General features: G+C 67.4%; 17 protein-coding genes. 12 read left to right on the top strand and 5 right to left on the bottom strand.

Annotation, left to right across the window (positions count from 1 at the left end):
- Positions 1-66 precede the first annotated feature (66 nt).
- Positions 67-621, top strand: a complete 555-nt coding sequence (locus tag G369_RS0105000; RefSeq protein ID WP_019652885.1) for an NADPH-dependent FMN reductase — start codon at positions 67-69, stop codon at positions 619-621.
- Positions 622-697: 76 nt separating this feature from the next.
- Here G369_RS0105000 and G369_RS0104995 read toward each other — a convergent pair whose 3' ends face one another.
- A complete protein-coding gene (locus G369_RS0104995; RefSeq protein WP_019652884.1) occupies positions 698-1,345 on the bottom strand; it encodes an FMN-dependent NADH-azoreductase in 648 nt (215 codons plus the stop codon).
- A gap of 135 nt (positions 1,346-1,480) precedes the next feature.
- Here G369_RS0104995 and G369_RS0104990 point away from each other — a divergent pair, with 135 nt between their 5' ends.
- The 8 genes from G369_RS0104990 to G369_RS0104955 all read left to right on the top strand — a co-directional run bounded on the left by G369_RS0104990 (position 1,481) and on the right by G369_RS0104955 (position 8,315).
- Positions 1,481-2,395, top strand: a complete 915-nt coding sequence (locus tag G369_RS0104990; RefSeq protein WP_026346206.1) for a LysR family transcriptional regulator — start codon at positions 1,481-1,483, stop codon at positions 2,393-2,395.
- 118 nt (positions 2,396-2,513) lie between these two features.
- Entirely contained in the window at positions 2,514-3,155 is a 642-nt protein-coding gene (locus G369_RS0104985) for a peroxiredoxin (RefSeq protein WP_019652882.1), read from the top strand.
- A gap of 25 nt (positions 3,156-3,180) precedes the next feature.
- Positions 3,181-3,756 carry an RBBP9/YdeN family alpha/beta hydrolase gene (locus G369_RS0104980; RefSeq protein ID WP_019652881.1) on the top strand — a complete coding sequence of 192 codons (576 nt, stop codon included), beginning with the start codon at positions 3,181-3,183 and terminating at the stop codon, positions 3,754-3,756.
- Positions 3,753-4,769, top strand: a complete 1,017-nt coding sequence (locus G369_RS0104975) for a sulfate ABC transporter substrate-binding protein (protein ID WP_019652880.1) — start codon at positions 3,753-3,755, stop codon at positions 4,767-4,769. Before G369_RS0104980 ends, G369_RS0104975 begins: the two co-directional genes overlap by 4 nt.
- Positions 4,770-4,905: 136 nt before the next feature.
- On the top strand, positions 4,906-5,793 hold the full coding sequence (gene cysT, locus G369_RS0104970; RefSeq protein WP_019652879.1) for a sulfate ABC transporter permease subunit CysT: 888 nt from the start codon (positions 4,906-4,908) through the stop codon (positions 5,791-5,793).
- A gap of 1 nt (position 5,794) precedes the next feature.
- Positions 5,795-6,697 (top strand): sulfate ABC transporter permease subunit CysW, encoded by a 903-nt coding sequence (gene cysW / locus G369_RS0104965; protein ID WP_019652878.1) that lies wholly within the window; start codon positions 5,795-5,797, stop codon positions 6,695-6,697.
- Positions 6,698-6,717: 20 nt separating this feature from the next.
- The gene (locus tag G369_RS0104960; protein ID WP_019652877.1) at positions 6,718-7,815 is read left to right on the top strand and encodes a sulfate/molybdate ABC transporter ATP-binding protein; all 1,098 of its coding nucleotides are present in this window, start codon (positions 6,718-6,720) and stop codon (positions 7,813-7,815) included.
- On the top strand, positions 7,812-8,315 hold the full coding sequence (locus G369_RS0104955) for a disulfide bond formation protein B (protein ID WP_019652876.1): 504 nt from the start codon (positions 7,812-7,814) through the stop codon (positions 8,313-8,315). Before G369_RS0104960 ends, G369_RS0104955 begins: the two co-directional genes overlap by 4 nt.
- 61 nt (positions 8,316-8,376) lie before the next feature.
- Here the strand turns inward: G369_RS0104955 and G369_RS0104950 are convergent, their stop codons facing one another.
- Positions 8,377-8,727 carry a hypothetical protein gene (locus tag G369_RS0104950; protein WP_019652875.1) on the bottom strand — a complete coding sequence of 117 codons (351 nt, stop codon included), beginning with the start codon at positions 8,725-8,727 and terminating at the stop codon, positions 8,377-8,379.
- Between the two features lie 364 nt (positions 8,728-9,091).
- On the opposite strand from G369_RS0104950, the gene macA reads away from it, so the two are divergent.
- The 3 genes from macA to G369_RS0104935 are packed head-to-tail and all read left to right on the top strand — an operon-like array spanning position 9,092 to position 13,636.
- Positions 9,092-10,264, top strand: coding sequence for a macrolide transporter subunit MacA (gene macA / locus G369_RS0104945; protein WP_019652874.1), 1,173 nt, complete (start codon positions 9,092-9,094; stop codon positions 10,262-10,264).
- The gene (gene macB, locus G369_RS0104940; RefSeq protein WP_019652873.1) at positions 10,261-12,249 is read left to right on the top strand and encodes a macrolide ABC transporter ATP-binding protein/permease MacB; all 1,989 of its coding nucleotides are present in this window, start codon (positions 10,261-10,263) and stop codon (positions 12,247-12,249) included. Before macA ends, macB begins: the two co-directional genes overlap by 4 nt.
- Complete coding sequence (locus tag G369_RS0104935; protein WP_019652872.1) at positions 12,242-13,636, top strand: efflux transporter outer membrane subunit; 1,395 nt, start codon at positions 12,242-12,244, stop codon at positions 13,634-13,636. Before macB ends, G369_RS0104935 begins: the two co-directional genes overlap by 8 nt.
- Positions 13,637-13,682: 46 nt before the next feature.
- On the opposite strand, the gene G369_RS0104930 is transcribed toward G369_RS0104935, so the two are convergent.
- Genes G369_RS0104930 through G369_RS0104920 form a run of 3 tightly spaced genes read right to left on the bottom strand, consistent with a single transcriptional unit; the run spans position 13,683 to position 16,249 of the window.
- A complete protein-coding gene (locus G369_RS0104930) occupies positions 13,683-14,459 on the bottom strand; it encodes a glycosyltransferase family 2 protein (RefSeq protein ID WP_019652871.1) in 777 nt (258 codons plus the stop codon).
- On the bottom strand, positions 14,426-15,223 hold the full coding sequence (locus G369_RS0104925) for a lysophospholipid acyltransferase family protein (protein WP_019652870.1): 798 nt from the start codon (positions 15,221-15,223) through the stop codon (positions 14,426-14,428). The genes G369_RS0104930 and G369_RS0104925 overlap by 34 nt, the downstream gene beginning before the upstream one ends.
- 39 nt (positions 15,224-15,262) lie before the next feature.
- Complete coding sequence (locus G369_RS0104920) at positions 15,263-16,249, bottom strand: chorismate transformation FkbO/Hyg5 family protein (protein ID WP_208604384.1); 987 nt, start codon at positions 16,247-16,249, stop codon at positions 15,263-15,265.
- Positions 16,250-16,352: the final 103 nt, after the last annotated feature.

Raw genomic sequence — 16,352 nt, 5'->3', positions numbered from 1 at the left:
AAAGGTCATGGGCGCTTCGCATAATCGGGCTCGTCATTCCGACCCTCTCAACCAAGGAGCACATTCATGGCCCAGACCCGCATCGCCGTCATCGTCGGCAGCCTGCGCAAGGATTCCTACAACCACAAGCTGGCCCTCGCCCTGGCGCACCTCGCGCCCTCGGACTTCACCTTCGAGAGCCTGCGCATCGACGATCTGCCCCTGTACAACCAGGACGATGATGGCAACCAGGCCGCGTCGGTGAAGCGCCTGAAGACCGAGATCGCGGCCGCCGACGGCCTGCTGTTCGTCACGCCCGAATACAACCGCTCCATTCCCGGCGTGCTGAAGAACGCCATCGACCATGCCTCGCGCCCCTACGGCCAGAGCGCCTGGGCGGGCAAGCCGGCCGGCGTGGTCGGCATCTCGGTCGGCGCCATCGGCACCGCGCTCGCGCAGCAGCACCTGCGCAACATCCTTGCCTACCTCGACGTTCCCACGCTGGGCGCGCCTGAAGTGTTCCTGCAGGCCAAGGACGACCTGTTCGACGACAAGGGCCACATCGGCAACGAAGGCTCGAAGAAGTTCCTGCAGGGCTGGATGGACAAGTACGTGGCCTGGATCAAGAGCCACTCGGCCTGATCGGCGCCTGTACCCTGCGAAAGCAAAAAAGCCGCCCGGCAAGGGCGGCTTTTTTCGCTGCGGGCGGCGGCGCCGGTCAGGCGGCGATCGCTGCGCTGCGCTGGTTGGCCGCTTCGGCCGTGGTCGCCAGGATGTCGGCGCGGGCGGCGGCCAGGGCCTTGTTGCGGGCCTCGTCGCCCATCGCCAGGCCTTCGGCGCGCACGAAGCGCACGTCGGTGATGCCGAAGAAGCCGAAGATCACCTTCAGGTAGCTCTCCTGGTGTTCCATCGCCTGGCCGCCTTCGCTGGCCGAGTACACGCCGCCGCGGCTCAGGGCCACGATGACGGTCTTGCCGCCGGCCAGGCCCACGGGCCCCTTCTCGGTGTACTTGAAGGTGCGGCCGGCCTGCGCGAGGCGGTCGATCCAGGCCTTGAGCTGGGTCGGAATCGAGAAGTTGTAGAAGGGCGCGCCGATCACGACCACGTCCGCCGCGAGGAACTGGCTCACCAGCTTTTCGGACAGGTCGTTCTCGCGCTGCTGGGCCGGGGTGGGCTGGGCCTGCACGCCCGTCTTGATGCCCAGCGCGTCGGCGCCGAAGTGCGAGGGGGTGTCCACGGCCAGGTCGAGGTACTCGACGGCGGTGTCGGGATGGGAGGCACGCCATGCGGTCACGATTTCGGCCGAGAGCAGGCGCGAGGTCGAGTTGGTGCCGAGGATGCTGGAGTCGATGTGGAGCAGCTTCATTTCAATCGATCACTTTCTGTATGGCTGTCGGCGCTCAAGATGGCCGGCGGATGGAAGAATTCTATTTTTCGATCGAGTAATCGATAAGTAGCCAAAATCTGGCTACATCGTTCTATCTGCGGGACAATGGCTGTCATGCAAGACCTCAACGACATGGTTTTCTTCGCCGAAGTGGCCGAGCGCGGCGGCTTTGCGGCCGCCAGCCGGGCACTGGGCATCCCCAAGTCGCGCCTCTCGCGCCGGGTGGCGGAGCTGGAGGAGCGCCTTGGCGTGCAGCTGATGCAGCGCAGCACGCGGCGGCTGTCGCTCACGCCGGCCGGCGAGATCTACCTGCGGCATGCTTCCGCCATGCGCGACGCGGCCCAGGCGGCGGCCGAGGCGGTGGCCCAGGTGCAGACCGAACCCAGCGGGCTGGTGCGGCTGAGCTGCCCGGTCACGATCGCCCACAGCGGCCTGGCACAGCTCATGCCTGTGTTCATGGAGCGCTACCCGGCCGTACGCATCGACATGAAGGTGATCAACCGGCCGGTCGACCTGATCGAGGAGGGCATCGACATCGCCTTGCGTGTGCGCCCCGTCATCGAAGACAGCACCGTGCTGGTCGCCAAGACCTTCGGCTACAGCCGCGGCGTGCTGGTGGCGAGCCCGGGGCTGCTGAAGCGATATGGGCCGGTGCAGACGGTGGCCGACCTGGCCAAGCTGCCCACGGCGGCCATGTCGGTCAACGGGGAAGGGCGCGCCGACTGGCGGCTGGAGGGCCCGAACGGCGAGAGCGTCGTCCATTCGCACATGCCGCTGTACGTGGCGGACGACCTGGCCACGCTGCAATACGGCGCGCTGGGCGGTGTCGGCGCGACCATGCTTCCTGACTACATGTGCCGCGCCGACGTGGAGGCCGGCCGGCTGGTGAGGCTTCTGCCGGGTTGGGGCCCGCCGCCGGTGATCGCGCACATGGTGTTTCCGGCGCGGCGGGCGCTGGTGCCGGCGGTACGGAAGCTGATCGATTTCCTGATGGAGCACCTGCAGAGCGCTGACATGCGGATGTTCTAGCGCGGGGCGGGATCAGCGCGTTATGCGGAAAACGTCATATCCAAACAAGCAGATATTCGTTTGGCATTGAAGCAAGGGTTCGCACAATCCGGGACTCCCATCCAATCCAGGAGCGACCATGGCTACTCTGCGTCTAGGCGACACCGCCCCCAATTTCACCCAGGATTCGAGCGAAGGCCCCATCGACTTCTACCAGTGGGCCGGCGATTCGTGGGTCGTGTTCTTCTCGCACCCCGCCGACTTCACCCCCGTGTGCACCACCGAGCTCGGCAAGACCGCGGCGCTGTCGGGCGAATTCGCCAAGCGCGGCGTGAAGCCCATCGCGCTGAGCGTGGACCCGGCCACCAAGCACAAGGAGTGGATCGGCGACATCAACGACACGCAGAACACCACGGTCAACTTCCCCATCATCGCGGACGCCGACCGCAAGGTGGCCGACCTGTACGACCTGATCCACCCGAACGCCTCGGCCACGGCCACCGTGCGCAGCGTGTTCATCATCGACCCGAAGAAGGTGATCCGCACCACCATCACCTACCCGGCGTCCACCGGCCGCAACTTCGACGAGATCTTGCGCGTCATCGACTCGCTGCAGCTCACCGACAGCCACAAGGTCGCCACGCCCGTGAACTGGAAGGACGGCGACGACGTGGTCATCATCCCGGCCATCCAGGACCCGGCCGAGCTGGCCGAGCGCTTCCCCAAGGGCTTCAAGGCCGTGCGCCCGTACCTGCGCATCACGCCGCAGCCGAACAAGTAAAGCGGGCGAGAAAGGCAACGCCGTCATGCAGACCCGCGTCGTGATCGTGCCTGGTTGGCGCGACTCCGGGCCCGGCCACTGGCAGAGCCTGTGGGAGGAGCGCATCCCGGGCGCTGCACGCGTGGTGCAGGACGACTGGGCTTCGCCCAAGCGCGAGGCGTGGGTGAGCACGCTGGCCAAGCTGGTGCTGGAGAGCGATGGCCCGGTGGTGATCGCCGCGCACAGCCTCGGCTGCATCGCCACGGCCCACCTGCCGGCAGAGGCCGCGGCCCGCATCCAGGGGGCGCTGCTGGTGGCACCCGCCGACCCCGAGCGCCGCGCGGTGCTCTCCGATTTCGCACCCGTGCCATATGCCGCGCTGCCGTACCGCAGCATCGTGGTGGCCAGCAGCAACGATCCGTACTGTCCGATCCGCCTGGCGGGCGCATATTCGCGCGCCTGGGGCAGCGAGTTCGTCCGGATGCAGAATGCGGGCCACATCAACATCGATTCGGGGCACGGGGAGTGGCCGCTGGGCCTTGCCTTGCTCCAGTCGCTGACCGACGAGCCCGCCGCATGGTCGGCGGGGCGTGAATTTTCAGAAAACCTGGCAACTACATGACTTCCAGAATCAAGACCTTCGTCGCCGTGCTCGCGCTGGCGTCCTCCGCACTCGCCGGCAGCACCGCCTTCGCCCAGGGCACGGGGCTGCTGAATGCTTCCTACGACGTGGCGCGCGAGTTCTACAAGGACTACAACGCGGCCTTCGTGGCGCACTACAAGAAGGCGACCGGCAAGGACGTGAAGATCGACCAGTCGCACGGCGGCTCCAGCGCGCAGGCCCGCGCGGTGGCCGATGGCCTCGACGCCGATGTGGTGACGATGAACACCTCCACCGACATCGACTTCCTGGCCAACACCGGCGTGGTCGCCAAGGACTGGAACAAGAAATTCCCCGAGAACGCATCGCCGACCACGTCGACCATGCTGTTCCTCGTGCGCAACGGCAACCCCAAGGGCATCAAGGACTGGGACGACCTGATCAAGCCCGGCGTGCAGGTCGTGATCGTCAACCCCAAGACCGGCGGCAACGGCCGCTACGCCTACCTGGCCGCCTGGGGCTACGTCAAGAAGAAGGGCGGCACCGACGCCCAGGCCGCCGAGTTCGTCGGCAAGCTGTTCAAGAACGTGCCGGTGCTGGCACGCGGCGGCCGCGACGCCACCACTGCCTTCCTGCAGCGCAACATCGGCGACGCGCTGATCACCTTCGAATCGGAAGTGGTCTCCATCGACCGCGAATTCGGCACCGGCAAGGTCGATTCGGTCTACCCCTCGATCAGCATCGTGGCCGAGAACCCGGTGGCCGTGGTCGAGCGCACCGTCGCCAAGAAGGGCACCGGCGAGCTCGCCAAGGCGTACCTCGACTGGCTGTATTCCGAGGAAGCGCAGGAAATCGCCGCCAAGCACGCGCTGCGTCCGCGCTCGCAGGCGGTGCTCAAGAAGTACGCATCGACCTTCAAGCCGCTGCAGCTCTTCACGGTGCAGGAACTGTTCGGCAGCCTCGGCGAAGCGCAGAAGGTGCACTTCAACGACGGCGGCCAGTTCGACAAGCTGTACACGCCTGGCGGAAAGTGAAGCACACCCCCAGTCTTCGCGCACTACGTGTCGCTTCGCCAGCCCCCCTGCAGGGGGCAGCACCAGCGGCCCGGCAAAGCCGGTTCCGCGGTGTTCCACGAAGTGACCAGCGCTTCAACAACGGACCGTTCTCATCATGAGTGGTGTGACTTCTTCGGCGCTCCCGACCGCGGGAGCGCCTTTTTCGCGTGCCAACCGGGCAGGGGGCGCCAAGCGCGTGCTGCCCGGTTTCCAAATCACGCTGGGCTTCTCGATCCTCTACCTGAGCCTGATCGTGCTGATCCCGCTGTCGGCGCTGGTCTTCAAGACCTTCACGCTGAGCTGGGAGCAGTTCTGGACGGCAGTGACCGCGCCGCGCGTGATGGCCTCGTACCGGCTGACCTTCGGCGCCTCGCTGCTCGCCGCCATCGTGAACGCGGTGTTCGGCCTGCTGGTGGCCTGGGTGCTGGTGCGCTACAAGTTTCCGGGCAAGCGCATCGTCGATGCGCTGGTCGACCTGCCGTTTGCGCTGCCCACGGCCGTGGCCGGCATCTCGCTGACGGCGCTGCTGGCCGGCAACGGCTGGATCGGCCAACTGCTCGAGCCGCACGGCATCAAGCTGGCCTTCACGCCGGCGGGCGTGGTGATCGCGCTGATCTTCATCGGGCTGCCCTTCGTGGTTCGCACGGTGCAGCCGGTGCTGGAAGACGCCGAGAAGGAGCTGGAGGAAGCTGCCACCTCGCTGGGCGCGACGCGGCTGCAGACCTTCACCAAGGTGATCTTCCCGTCCATCGCGCCGGCGCTGCTGACGGGCTTTGCCATGGCCTTCGCGCGGGCCATCGGCGAGTACGGCTCGGTGATCTTCATCGCCGGCAACATGCCGATGATCTCGGAGATCACGCCGCTCATCATCATCGGCAAGCTGGAGCAGTACGACTACGCGGGTGCCACCGCCGTCGCGCTGGTGATGCTGGTCATTTCCTTCCTGCTGCTGCTGGTCATCAACGGCCTGCAGGCCTGGCAGCGTCGCCGTTCGGGGAGCTGACATGAGTGCCCCTTCCAAAGTCGTTCGCCGCGCGCAGGCCGGCACCACCGAAGCCGCCTGGGTGCGCTGGCTGCTGATCGGCATCGCGCTCGGCTTCATGTTCCTGTTCCTGGTGCTGCCGCTGGCCGCCGTGGCGACCGAGGCCCTTCGCAAGGGCGTCACCGCGTACATCGATGCGCTGAAGGAGCCCGACGCCTGGAGCGCCATCCGCCTGACGCTGATCACGGCCGCCATCGCGGTGCCGATGAACCTGGTGTTCGGCGTGGCCGGCGCCTGGGCCATCGCCAAGTTCGAGTTCCGCGGCAAGGCGCTGCTGACCACGCTGGTCGACCTGCCGTTCGCGGTGTCGCCGGTGGTGGCGGGCCTGATCTACGTGCTGGTGTTCGGTGCGCAGGGCTGGCTGGGCCCTTGGCTTGCCGAGCACGACATCAAGATCATCTTCGCCGTGCCCGGCATCGTGCTGGCGACCGTGTTCGTGACCTTCCCGTTCATCGCGCGCGAACTCGTGCCGCTGATGCAGGCGCAGGGTACCGACGAGGAGCAGGCCGCCATCGTGCTGGGCGCGACCGGCTGGCAGACCTTCTGGCGCGTGACGCTGCCCAACATCAAGTGGGGCCTGCTGTACGGCGTGATCCTGTGCAACGCGCGCGCCATGGGCGAGTTCGGCGCGGTGTCGGTGGTGTCGGGGCACATCCGCGGCCAGACCAACACCATGCCGCTGCACGTGGAAGTGCTCTACAACGAATACCAGTCGGTGGCCGCCTTCGCTGTGGCTTCGCTGCTGGCGATCCTGGCGCTGGTCACGCTGGTGATCAAGTCGGTGATCGAATGGCGCCACGAGCGCGAGATGAAGGCCATTGCCGAGCTGCCCCCGGAACGGCCCCCTGAAGCCACGGCGGCCTGAGCCCTGAGAGAGAAGAAATCATGAGCATCGAAATCCGCAACATCAGCAAGCAGTTCGGCGACTTCCGCGCGCTGCGCGACGTGAGCCTCGACGTCGATTCGGGCGAGCTGGTCGCTCTGCTCGGCCCCTCGGGCTGCGGCAAGACCACGCTGCTGCGCATCATCGCGGGGCTGGAGACGGCCGACACGGGCAGCATCCTGTTCTCGGGCGAGGACACCACCGACGTGCACGTGCGCGAGCGGCAGGTGGGCTTCGTGTTCCAGCACTACGCGCTGTTCCGCCACATGACCGTGTTCGAGAACGTGGCCTTCGGCCTGCGCGTGAAGCCGCGCAAGGAGCGCCCGAGCGACGCGCAGATCAAGGCCAAGGTGACCGACCTGCTCAAGCTGGTTCAGCTCGACTGGCTGGCCGACCGCTATCCCTCGCAGCTCTCCGGCGGCCAGCGCCAGCGCATCGCGCTGGCCCGTGCGCTGGCGGTGGAGCCGAAGGTGCTGCTGCTGGACGAACCCTTCGGCGCGCTCGACGCCAAGGTGCGCAAGGAGCTGCGACGCTGGCTGCGCCGGCTGCACGACGAGCTGCACGTCACCTCCATCTTCGTCACGCACGACCAGGAAGAGGCGCTCGAGGTGGCCGACCGCGTGGTGGTCATCAACAAGGGGCAGATCGAACAGGTGGGCTCGCCGCAGGAAGTGTGGGACCAGCCCGCGAGCCCGTTCGTCTACGGCTTCCTGGGCGACGTGAACCTGTTCCACGGCCGCGCCGACAACGGCGCGGTGCAGCTCCAGGGCATGCGCCTCGAATCTCCGGAACACAGCGGCGCGCGCGACGCCAAGGCGCGTGCATACGTGCGTCCGCATGACATCGACGTGACACCCTACGCGAGCGGCGCCTCGGGCATCGTCGCCACGCTGTCGCGCGCGATCGTCGTCGGACCCATCGCGCGGCTGGAACTTGAGCCCACGGATTCGAATCCAGATAATCCGGGCTCCGGAACCATCATCGAAGCGCAACTCCCTGCGCAACAGTTCCGCGATCTGGGCTTGAAGGAGGGCGACACCGTCGTCGCCAATCCGCGCAAGGCCAGAGTGTTCGTAGAAGAAGATTGGGTATCTCCTTGATCGATTGGTACTTCGGCGCGCCGCGCCGCGCGTTCGGCTTGATCTGCCTTGCCTGTGTCCTGATGCTGGCCTTCGGGCTCTACCTGCAGCACGTGGTCGGGCTCGAACCTTGTCCGATGTGCATCGTGCAGCGTTACGCGCTGGTGCTGGTGGCGCTGTTCACCGGGCTGGCCGGGGTGTTCCGCAACGTGGGGCTGCGGGTCGTGGGCGGTGTGCTGGCGCTGCTGGCCGCGCTGGGCGGTGCCTATACGGCGGCCTCGCAGAGCTGGCTGCAGTGGTATCCGCCCGAAGTCGTGAGCTGCGGCCGCGACCTCTACGGGATGATCGAGACCTTTCCGCTGAAGCGCGCGCTGCCGATGATCTTCCGCGGCGGTGGCGACTGTTCGAAGGTCGACTGGTCGCTGTTCGGACTGACGCTGGCGAACTGGTCGTTCATCGCGTTCGTGGTTCTGTCGCTGCTGCTGATCACGCTGCTGGTGCGTTCGCGTCGCGCACGCTGAGCGTCTTCTTTAGGCCTCCGGAAGCCGCCCCTTGGAGGGCGGCTTTTTCACGCCGCGAGGCTCAGTTGAACCAGCCTTGGCCTGAGAAGCCGCAGGCCATTTCTTCCAGCAGGCTGCGCCAGTACCAGCGGCTCGCGCAGCTCTCGACCAAAGCGGTATTCACGGGCTGAGCCCTCTCGGGCTTGGCGGCGGGGGCGACAAGGCTCAGCAGGTCTTGCCGGGCCGACACTTCTTCCGCCTTGAGCTTCGAAGCAGGCGCTCCGACGCTGGCGATGACGCCCGCCGTCTGCAGCGCGTCGCTGTCCTGCGGCATGTGGGCCGCGCTCGCTGCGCCGCTGAAAGCCAGCAGCGTTGCAATTGCACCACCCAGGGCTGCATTGCGCAGCAGCGTTTTCGACTGTTTGAATTTCATGGTCGTTTCCCCTTAATTGAATGCGTCGGAAAAAAGATGCCCCGGCCGCGAAAAAAGGATATTCGCGGACCATGGCATCTGCTGTGTCGGGCGGCGTGCAATGCACCACCCGATTGCGAATGTAGGAGTCCAATTCGCGGGCACACAGTGCATAAAGTCACGAGCGCGCTGGAGGCCCGCACCGCTGTGCGCTCGCTTGTAAGAGGATGGTGTCAATGCACCGCGCGGGGCTTTAAAAGTTCTTCAGCAAAGGCGGCTAGGATCGTGCGAAAACCGCGGAGCTTTCCTGGAACTTCTTTATCGGTGCTGAATTCTTCCAGTAAAACAATCGGCTCCCGGCGCCTTCCCATTCCTTTTCTTTTGCATGCCCAATAATCCGCCCCGGCGATCGCGCAAATACCTCATCGGCATCGCCGTTTTGATCGTGCTGCTCGTCATTGCCTCTTCATGGCTTCGACCGGCGAAGAAGAACGAATACCTCACTGCGACGGTGCAGCGCTCCGACCTCGAGAACGCGGTGCTCGCCACGGGCGTGCTGCAGGCGCTCAAGCAGGTCGAGGTGGGTGCGCAGGTGAGCGGCCAGCTCAAGTCGCTCAAGGTGGTGCTCGGGCAAACGGTGAAGAAGGGCGACTGGCTCGCCGAGATCGACCCCGTCATCTCGCAGAACACCCTGGCGCAGGAGCAGGCCAGGCTCGACAACCTGCTGGCGCAGAAGCTGGCCAAGGAGGTGCGCGTCAAGCAGGCCCAGCTCACCTGGACGCGCCAGCAGGAAATGCTCGCGCAGGACGCGGCCGCGAAGCAGGACATGGAAAGCGCAGACGCCGAATTGCGCGCACTGCGTGCCGACGCGGTGTCGCTCGAGGCGCAGATCCGCCAGCAGAAGCTGGCCGTGGCCTCGGCGCAGCAGAACCTCTCGTACACGCGCATCGTCGCGCCCATCGACGGCGACGTCGTCTCCATCAACACGCTCGAAGGCCAGACCGTGGTCGCCGCCTTCCAGGTGCCCACGCTGATGAAGCTGGCCGACCTCTCGACCATGACCGTGAAGGCGCAGGTGTCCGAGGCCGACGTGGTGCGCGTGAAGCCTGGCCAGCCGGTGTACTTCACCATCCTCGGCGACCCCGACAAGCGCTACCACGGCACGCTGCGCGCGGTGCAGCCTTCGCCCGAGAAGATCAACAACGCCGTCTTCTTCAACGCGCTGTTCGACGTGCCCAACCCCGACCGCACGCTGCGCGTGGACATGACGGCGCAGGTGGCCATCCTTCTGGGCGAGGCCAAGCAGGCGCTGACGGTGCCGCTCACGGCGCTGGGTGCGCGCGACAAGGACGGCCGCCAGGAGGTGCGCGTGCTCAAGGCCGACCAGACCGTGGAAACGCGCAAGGTGCGCGTCGGCATCTCCAACAACTTCCAGGCGCAGGTGCTCGAAGGGCTGAAGGAGGGCGACAACGTCATCACCGGCGACGCCTCTGCCGTGCTGGAGCGCGGCGAGGGCGGCGGCGGCGGTGACGGCGGCGGCCGGGGCAAGCCTCAATGACGCAGCCGCTGCTCAGCCTGCGCGGCATCGGCCGCAGCTTTCCCTCGGGCGAGCAGGAGGTGCAGGTGCTGAAGGACGTGAACCTCGACATCGGAAGCGGCGAGATGCTAGCCATCGTCGGCGCCTCGGGCTCCGGCAAGTCGACGCTGATGAACATCCTCGGCTGCCTCGACCGGCCGAGCACCGGCACCTACACCGTCTCGGGCCAGGACGTGGGCACGCTCGACAGCGACGCGCTGGCCGAACTGCGCCGAGAGCACTTCGGTTTCATCTTCCAGCGCTACCACCTGATGCAGCACCTGACGGCCACCGGCAACGTCGAGGTGCCCGCCGTCTACGCCGGCACCGACGGCCAGGCGCGCGACTCGCGCGCGCGCCAGTTGCTCGCGCGGCTGGGCCTGGGCGACCGCACCGAACACCGGCCAAGCCAGCTCTCGGGCGGCCAGCAGCAGCGCGTGAGCATCGCGCGCGCGCTCATGAACGGCGGACAGGTGATCCTGGCGGACGAGCCGACTGGTGCGCTCGACAGCCGCAGCGGACAGGAGGTGATCGGCATCCTGCGCGAGCTGCATGCGCAGGGCCACACGATCATCATCGTGACGCACGACATGCAGGTGGCGAGCTGCACCGAGCGCATCATCGAGATCGCCGACGGCGTGATCGTGGGCGATCGGCCCAATGTGCCGACGGTGGCGGCGCCAGCTCAAGCGGCTGCGCAAGCAGACGTCGCGGCCCCCACGGCGATGGCGAAGCCCCGGTTGGGCATCGCCCGCTTCAGCACCGGCTGGGCCCGCTTCGCCGAAGCCTTCCGCATGGCCTGGCGCTCGATGATGGCTCACCGCATGCGCACGGCGCTCACCATGCTGGGCATCGTCATCGGCATCACCTCGGTGGTGTCGATCGTGGCCATCGGGGAGGGCGCCAAGCGCTACGTGCTGTCGGACATCCGCGCCATCGGCACCAACACGCTCGACGTGTACCCGGGCCGCGACTTCGGCGACGACAAGGCCACGAGCATCCGCACGCTCATACCTTCCGACCTCGACGCCATCGCGGCCCAGCCCTACGTGCACAGCGTCACGCCCGTGACCTCGCGCGGCCTGCGGCTGCGCTACCGCAGCGTCGACATCAACGGCACGGTGAACGGCGTGAGCGACAGCTTCTTCCGCGTGCGCGACATGCAGATGGCCAGCGGCGCGGCCTTCACAGCCTCCGACGTGCGGCACCAGTCGCAGGTGGTGGTGATCGACCAGAACACCCGGCGCAAGCTGTTTGCCGACGGCACCGAGCCGGTGGGCAAGATCATCCTGGTGGGCAGCCTGCCGTGCACGGTGATCGGCGTGGCGCAGGAGAAGAAGACGGTGTTCGGCGACGGCAACAAGTCGCTCAACATCTGGCTGCCCTACAGCACGGGCGCGAGCCGGCTCTTCGGGCAGCAGCACTTCGACAACATCACGGTGCGCATCCGCGACGACCAGCCGACCAAGGCGGCGGAAGACAGCATCGTCAAGCTGCTCACGATGCGCCACGGCACCAAGGACTTCTTCACCTTCAACATGGACAGCATCGTCAAGACGGCGGAGCGCACCAGCCAGTCGCTCACGCTGCTGCTGTCGCTCATCGCGGTGATCTCGCTGGTGGTGGGCGGAATCGGCGTGATGAACATCATGCTGGTGTCGGTGACCGAGCGCACGCGCGAGATCGGCATCCGCATGGCGGTGGGTGCGCGCCAGAGCAACGTGCTGCAGCAGTTCCTGACCGAGGCGGTACTCGTGTGCCTGGTGGGCGGCCTGGTCGGCGTGACGCTCTCTTACGGCATCAGCTTCCTGTTCTCGCTCTTCGTCAAGCAGTGGCAAATGATCTTTTCAATGGGCGCCGTGGTCTCGGCATTCCTGTGCGCGTCGCTGATCGGCGTGCTGTTCGGCTATCTGCCGGCGCGCAACGCGGCGCGGCTGGACCCCATCGAGGCGCTGGCTCGTGAGTAGGGCTCGTCTTTCCTCTGCCTTGCTGGCCGTCGCGGTGCTCGCCCTGGGCGGCTGCACGCTGTTCCAGCCCGAGCCGCGCGCGCAGCGGCCGCTCGAGGTTCCGCAGCGTTGGCAGCAGCCGATTCCGCCAGCGGCCACCGGTGCCATGGTTGCGCAGTCGGCCGACTGGTGGACGGCTTTCGGCGATCGTCAGCTCGACCGGCTCATCGACGACGCGCTTCGCACCAACAACAACCTGGCGGCGGCCGGCATCCGCGTCCGGCGCGCGCAGCTTCAGGCGGGCTTGGCGAACACGAACCTCACGCCCGACGTGCTGGGCCAGGCCAGCACCAGCCGAAGCTACGACCTGAAGCGCGGCGGCGTGGCCGGCTCGGCCTCCAGTTCAGCGGTGACGCTGAGCTACGAACTCGACCTGTGGGGCCGCCTCTCGGCACTGCGCAGCGCTGCCGACTGGGAACTCAAGGCGACCGAGTCCGACCGCGAGGCCGCGGCGCTGTCACTGGTCGGCACCACGGCGGGCCTCTATTGGCAGATCGGCTACCTGAACCAGCGCATCGAACTGAGCGAGGCGGGCATGGAAGACGGCCGCCGCATCCTCGCGCTGGCACGCGTGAAGTACGCGGCCGGCGCGGTGTCGGGACTGGACGTTGCGCAGGCCGGCCAGAACCTCGCGACCCAGGAAGCGGCCCACACCCAGCTGCTGCAGCAGCGGGTGGAGGCGCGCAACGCGCTGGCGATCCTGTCCGACCAGCCGCCCGAGCCGATGGCCCCGGAGCCTGCGCGGCTGCCCGACATCCCGTTGCCCGCCATCGATGCCGGCGTGCCCGCGAGCCTGCTGGGCCGTCGCCCCGACCTTCGCGCCGCCGAGCAGCGCCTGCGCGGCGCGCTCGCGAACGTCGATGCCACGCGCACCGGTTTCTATCCCGCGCTGAGCCTGACGGGCGTACTGGGCACCTCGAGCACCGCGCTCGGCGAACTGCTGAAGAACCCGGTGGCCACGCTGGGTGCGGGGCTGACGCTGCCTTTCCTGCAATGGAACACGGCTCGGCTGACGGTAGCGGTGTCGCAGACGCAGTACGAAGAAGCAGTGGCGGGCTTCAGGCAGTCGCTCTACACGGCGCTTTCCGAGGTCGAGAACGCGCTGTCGTCACGCACCCAACTTCGCGCAGAAAGCGAAAGCCTGGCGCTGGCGCTGCAGGAGGCGCAACGCGCCGAGCGACTGTCGGAGGTGCGCTATCGCGCCGGCGCGACCGCGCTGCAGCCGGTGCTCGATGCCAAGGACAGGCGCCGCGCTGCGGAGGTATCGCTGGCGCAGAACCGGCTGAACCAGCTCAACGCGACGATGACGCTCTACAAGGCGCTGGGCGGGGCAGCGACGGCGTCGTGACGAGACCGGACTCCCCCTCCCTGAGGGCGAGGGAACAGGACATCCATCAGTCCTGGAACGGCGGCTTCTTCGCCAGCTTGCGGAACAGAAGCAAAGGCAGGCGCAGCACGAACTCGACCATCAGCCGCGCGTGCATCCAGGTCAGCAGCACGTTGTCGCGGCCGTAGCGGAAATGCGAGACGCCGCCTTCCTCGGCCGTCAGGTACTTCACGGGCGCGTCGATGTTGACGGGCTTCACGCCGCGCCATGCCAGCCGTACGACAGCCTCGGTATCGAAGTCGAAGCGGCGCATCCAGGGCTGGCGCTCCATCACCGCGATCAGGTCGGCCACCGGGTACACGCGAAAGCCGTAGAGCGAATCGCCGACGCCCGCGAACAGGGTCTCGAGCTGCGTCCAGCCGTTCGACACGCGCCGCCCGCGCACACGCAGCATCGGTGCGCTGGCATCGAACACCGGGCGGCCGAGCACCATGGTCTCGGGGCGCCGCAGCGAGGCCTGCATGAAGGCGGGAATCAGGTCGGCCGGGTGCTGGCCGTCGGAGTCCATCGTGAGCGCGTGGGTGAAGCCCGCCTCCTTGGCGGCGCGCAGGCCGTGCAGCACGGCGGAGCCCTTGCCCTGGTTCTGCGTCAGAACCCACACGCGCAGGCCCGGGTCGCTCTCGGCCATCTGCTGCAGGCGCTCACCGGTGCCGTCGTCGCTGCCGTCGATCACCACCCACACCGGGTTCCACTGCGCGCGTGCGGCGGCGACCGTGGAGAACAGCCGCTCGCCGGTGTTGTAGCTGGGGATCAGGACAAGGTGTGTGCGCGAGGCGTCTGGCATTCGGGGGACGCGTCGGTGGCGCGCTGCTCCATGTTTTGTCGGAAGTATTGTTCGAGTTCGGCCTGCAGCACGTCACTGTCCTGCGTGGGCGCGAAGCGCTTGCCCAGGCGCAGCGTGAAGACGATGGGCAGCGGCGGCACGCGCCACAGCGGCCAGCCCTTGGCGAGGTAGGGCGAGTCGGTGTCGATGAAGACCGTTTGAATGGGCGCCTGCGCCAGCTTGGCGATCAGCGTGGTGCCGGGGCGGAAGGGGTTGAGCGGCGGCGTCACCGTGCGCGTGCCCTCGGGGAAGATCACCAGCTGCCCGCCGTTGCGCAGGTCGTTCACCGCCAGGCGCACCATCGTGCGCGCCGACTTGTTGCTGATGTAGCGCGCCAGCCGGGCGCCGGCGCCCAGGAAGATGTTGCCCATCAGGTCGGCCTTCATGATGCAGGCGCTGCGCGGCAGCCGCGCCACCAGCAGCAGGGCGTCGAGCATGGTCGGGTGATTGGCCACGAAGATCACGCCGGGCTCCTTGCTCATCGGGTCGAGGCAGGTGGCGTCGATGCGCATCATGCCGGTCACCGAGGCCAGCCACCAGAACATGCGGTAGGCGAAGGCGATGGTCATGCGGCCCAGGGCGCGCGCGGGGGCCGCCGGCATCACCGGATGGATGAGCATCGCGAAGATGTTCCAGACCAGCGAGATCACGCCGAGGAACAGCAGCAGCGCATAGAGCATCAGCGCGAGCGGGATCGATGCGAGAAATCTCAGCACGCGGGTCATTGATCGGTCAATCGAGCGGAACGGCCGGGCGAAAGCCGGTCAGGCCCGCAACTGCCCCGCGGCGACGGCATGGGCCTCGATCTCGACCAGCAGGTCGCTGCGGCAGATGTCCGCCTCGAGGTACACGGCGTGGCGGGCCATCGGCGCGTCGGAACCCAGCGTTTCCTCGATGATGGCGCGCACCCTGGCGGTGTCCGACGGATGCCGCACGTAGACCACCGAATCGAGCGCTGAGAGAGAGAACTTCGCGCTGCAGCGCACGTTGGCCGCCTCGACCACTGCCTGCAGGTTGCGCAGCGTTTCTCGCGTCTGCTCCTGCACGTCGCCGTGGTGCACGGTCTCGTGTCCCACGATGCTGGCGGTGCCCGAAATGAAGAGGGCGATGCTGCCGCCGCCGATGTCGGCCAGCGCGGCGCGCGAGAAGGTCGGCGAACGCGGACCGTAGGTTTCGGGATAGCGGTAGGCCGAGACCTGCCGCGGATTCTCGACCGGCAGCGGCGCGCGCTGCCCGGCCAGGAAGCGGATCGAGAGCGCGCCCTGGTGGATGCCCAGCGCGCAGGCGGCCGGTGCGCCCTCGAAGGCGGCGCGTCCGGCTTCGAGGAAGGCTTCCTGCCGGCCCAGGTTGAACTGGCGGTAGCGCTCCAGGCCGCCGCCGTCGGCGTTGATCTGCGGCAGGTAGTTCCAGATGCGCTGAAGGTGCGGCGTGCCGGCCTGGTCGAGCGTCTTGAACAGGTCGCGATAGGCGCGGTGCGCGAGTTCGGCCAGGCCCTGCTTCTCGGCGGATTCGTCGAGATCGATGGCGCCGAGCAGCCAGTGCCCGTCCGTGCGCCAGCGCGCGATGCCGGTGGTGCCCGACTCGATCTGCGCGCCGCTGGCGTGCCACACGTCGGCCATCGCGCTGCCGTCCGAGAGCACGCGCGCATTGACCGTGGGCATCCAGGCCACGCCGTGGGGCGTGCCGTAGCCGAGGGCTGCGAAAGGGGCCTCGCCGTCGTCCGCGAGCGCCAGGCTGGCTGCCAGCGACATGCGCTCGACGCGCAGATGAGGCTCGTGGCGCTGCGGCAAGGGGGCGTGCTGCGACGGGTTGTCGGGATTCCCGGGCCCGACGGAAGGCGATGGCGTCATTAAA

The organism is Variovorax atrisoli 110B (assembly GCF_000382045.1).
Classification (GTDB): domain Bacteria; phylum Pseudomonadota; class Gammaproteobacteria; order Burkholderiales; family Burkholderiaceae_C; genus Variovorax; species Variovorax atrisoli.
Note: the sequence above shows the minus strand (reverse complement) of the source record. Positions and strands in the feature narration are given on the sequence as shown.

What these genes read in the sequence shown, in the direction of transcription:
- G369_RS0104990 (WP_026346206.1), top strand. Translation starts at nt 1,481, where the DNA reads ATGCAAGACCTCAACGACATGGTTTTCTTCGCCGAAGTGGCCGAGCGC.
- G369_RS0104950 (WP_019652875.1), bottom strand. Translation starts at nt 8,727, where the DNA reads ATGAAATTCAAACAGTCGAAAACGCTGCTGCGCAATGCAGCCCTGGGT.
- G369_RS0104995 (WP_019652884.1), bottom strand. Translation starts at nt 1,345, where the DNA reads ATGAAGCTGCTCCACATCGACTCCAGCATCCTCGGCACCAACTCGACC.
- G369_RS0105000 (WP_019652885.1), top strand. Translation starts at nt 67, where the DNA reads ATGGCCCAGACCCGCATCGCCGTCATCGTCGGCAGCCTGCGCAAGGAT.
- cysW (WP_019652878.1), top strand. Translation starts at nt 5,795, where the DNA reads ATGAGTGCCCCTTCCAAAGTCGTTCGCCGCGCGCAGGCCGGCACCACC.
- cysT (WP_019652879.1), top strand. Translation starts at nt 4,906, where the DNA reads ATGAGTGGTGTGACTTCTTCGGCGCTCCCGACCGCGGGAGCGCCTTTT.
- G369_RS0104925 (WP_019652870.1), bottom strand. Translation starts at nt 15,223, where the DNA reads ATGACCCGCGTGCTGAGATTTCTCGCATCGATCCCGCTCGCGCTGATG.
- G369_RS0104930 (WP_019652871.1), bottom strand. Translation starts at nt 14,459, where the DNA reads ATGCCAGACGCCTCGCGCACACACCTTGTCCTGATCCCCAGCTACAAC.
- G369_RS0104920 (WP_208604384.1), bottom strand. Translation starts at nt 16,249, where the DNA reads ATGTCGCTGGCAGCCAGCCTGGCGCTCGCGGACGACGGCGAGGCCCCT.
- G369_RS0104975 (WP_019652880.1), top strand. Translation starts at nt 3,753, where the DNA reads ATGACTTCCAGAATCAAGACCTTCGTCGCCGTGCTCGCGCTGGCGTCC.
- G369_RS0104980 (WP_019652881.1), top strand. Translation starts at nt 3,181, where the DNA reads ATGCAGACCCGCGTCGTGATCGTGCCTGGTTGGCGCGACTCCGGGCCC.
- G369_RS0104960 (WP_019652877.1), top strand. Translation starts at nt 6,718, where the DNA reads ATGAGCATCGAAATCCGCAACATCAGCAAGCAGTTCGGCGACTTCCGC.
- macA (WP_019652874.1), top strand. Translation starts at nt 9,092, where the DNA reads ATGCCCAATAATCCGCCCCGGCGATCGCGCAAATACCTCATCGGCATC.
- G369_RS0104985 (WP_019652882.1), top strand. Translation starts at nt 2,514, where the DNA reads ATGGCTACTCTGCGTCTAGGCGACACCGCCCCCAATTTCACCCAGGAT.
- macB (WP_019652873.1), top strand. Translation starts at nt 10,261, where the DNA reads ATGACGCAGCCGCTGCTCAGCCTGCGCGGCATCGGCCGCAGCTTTCCC.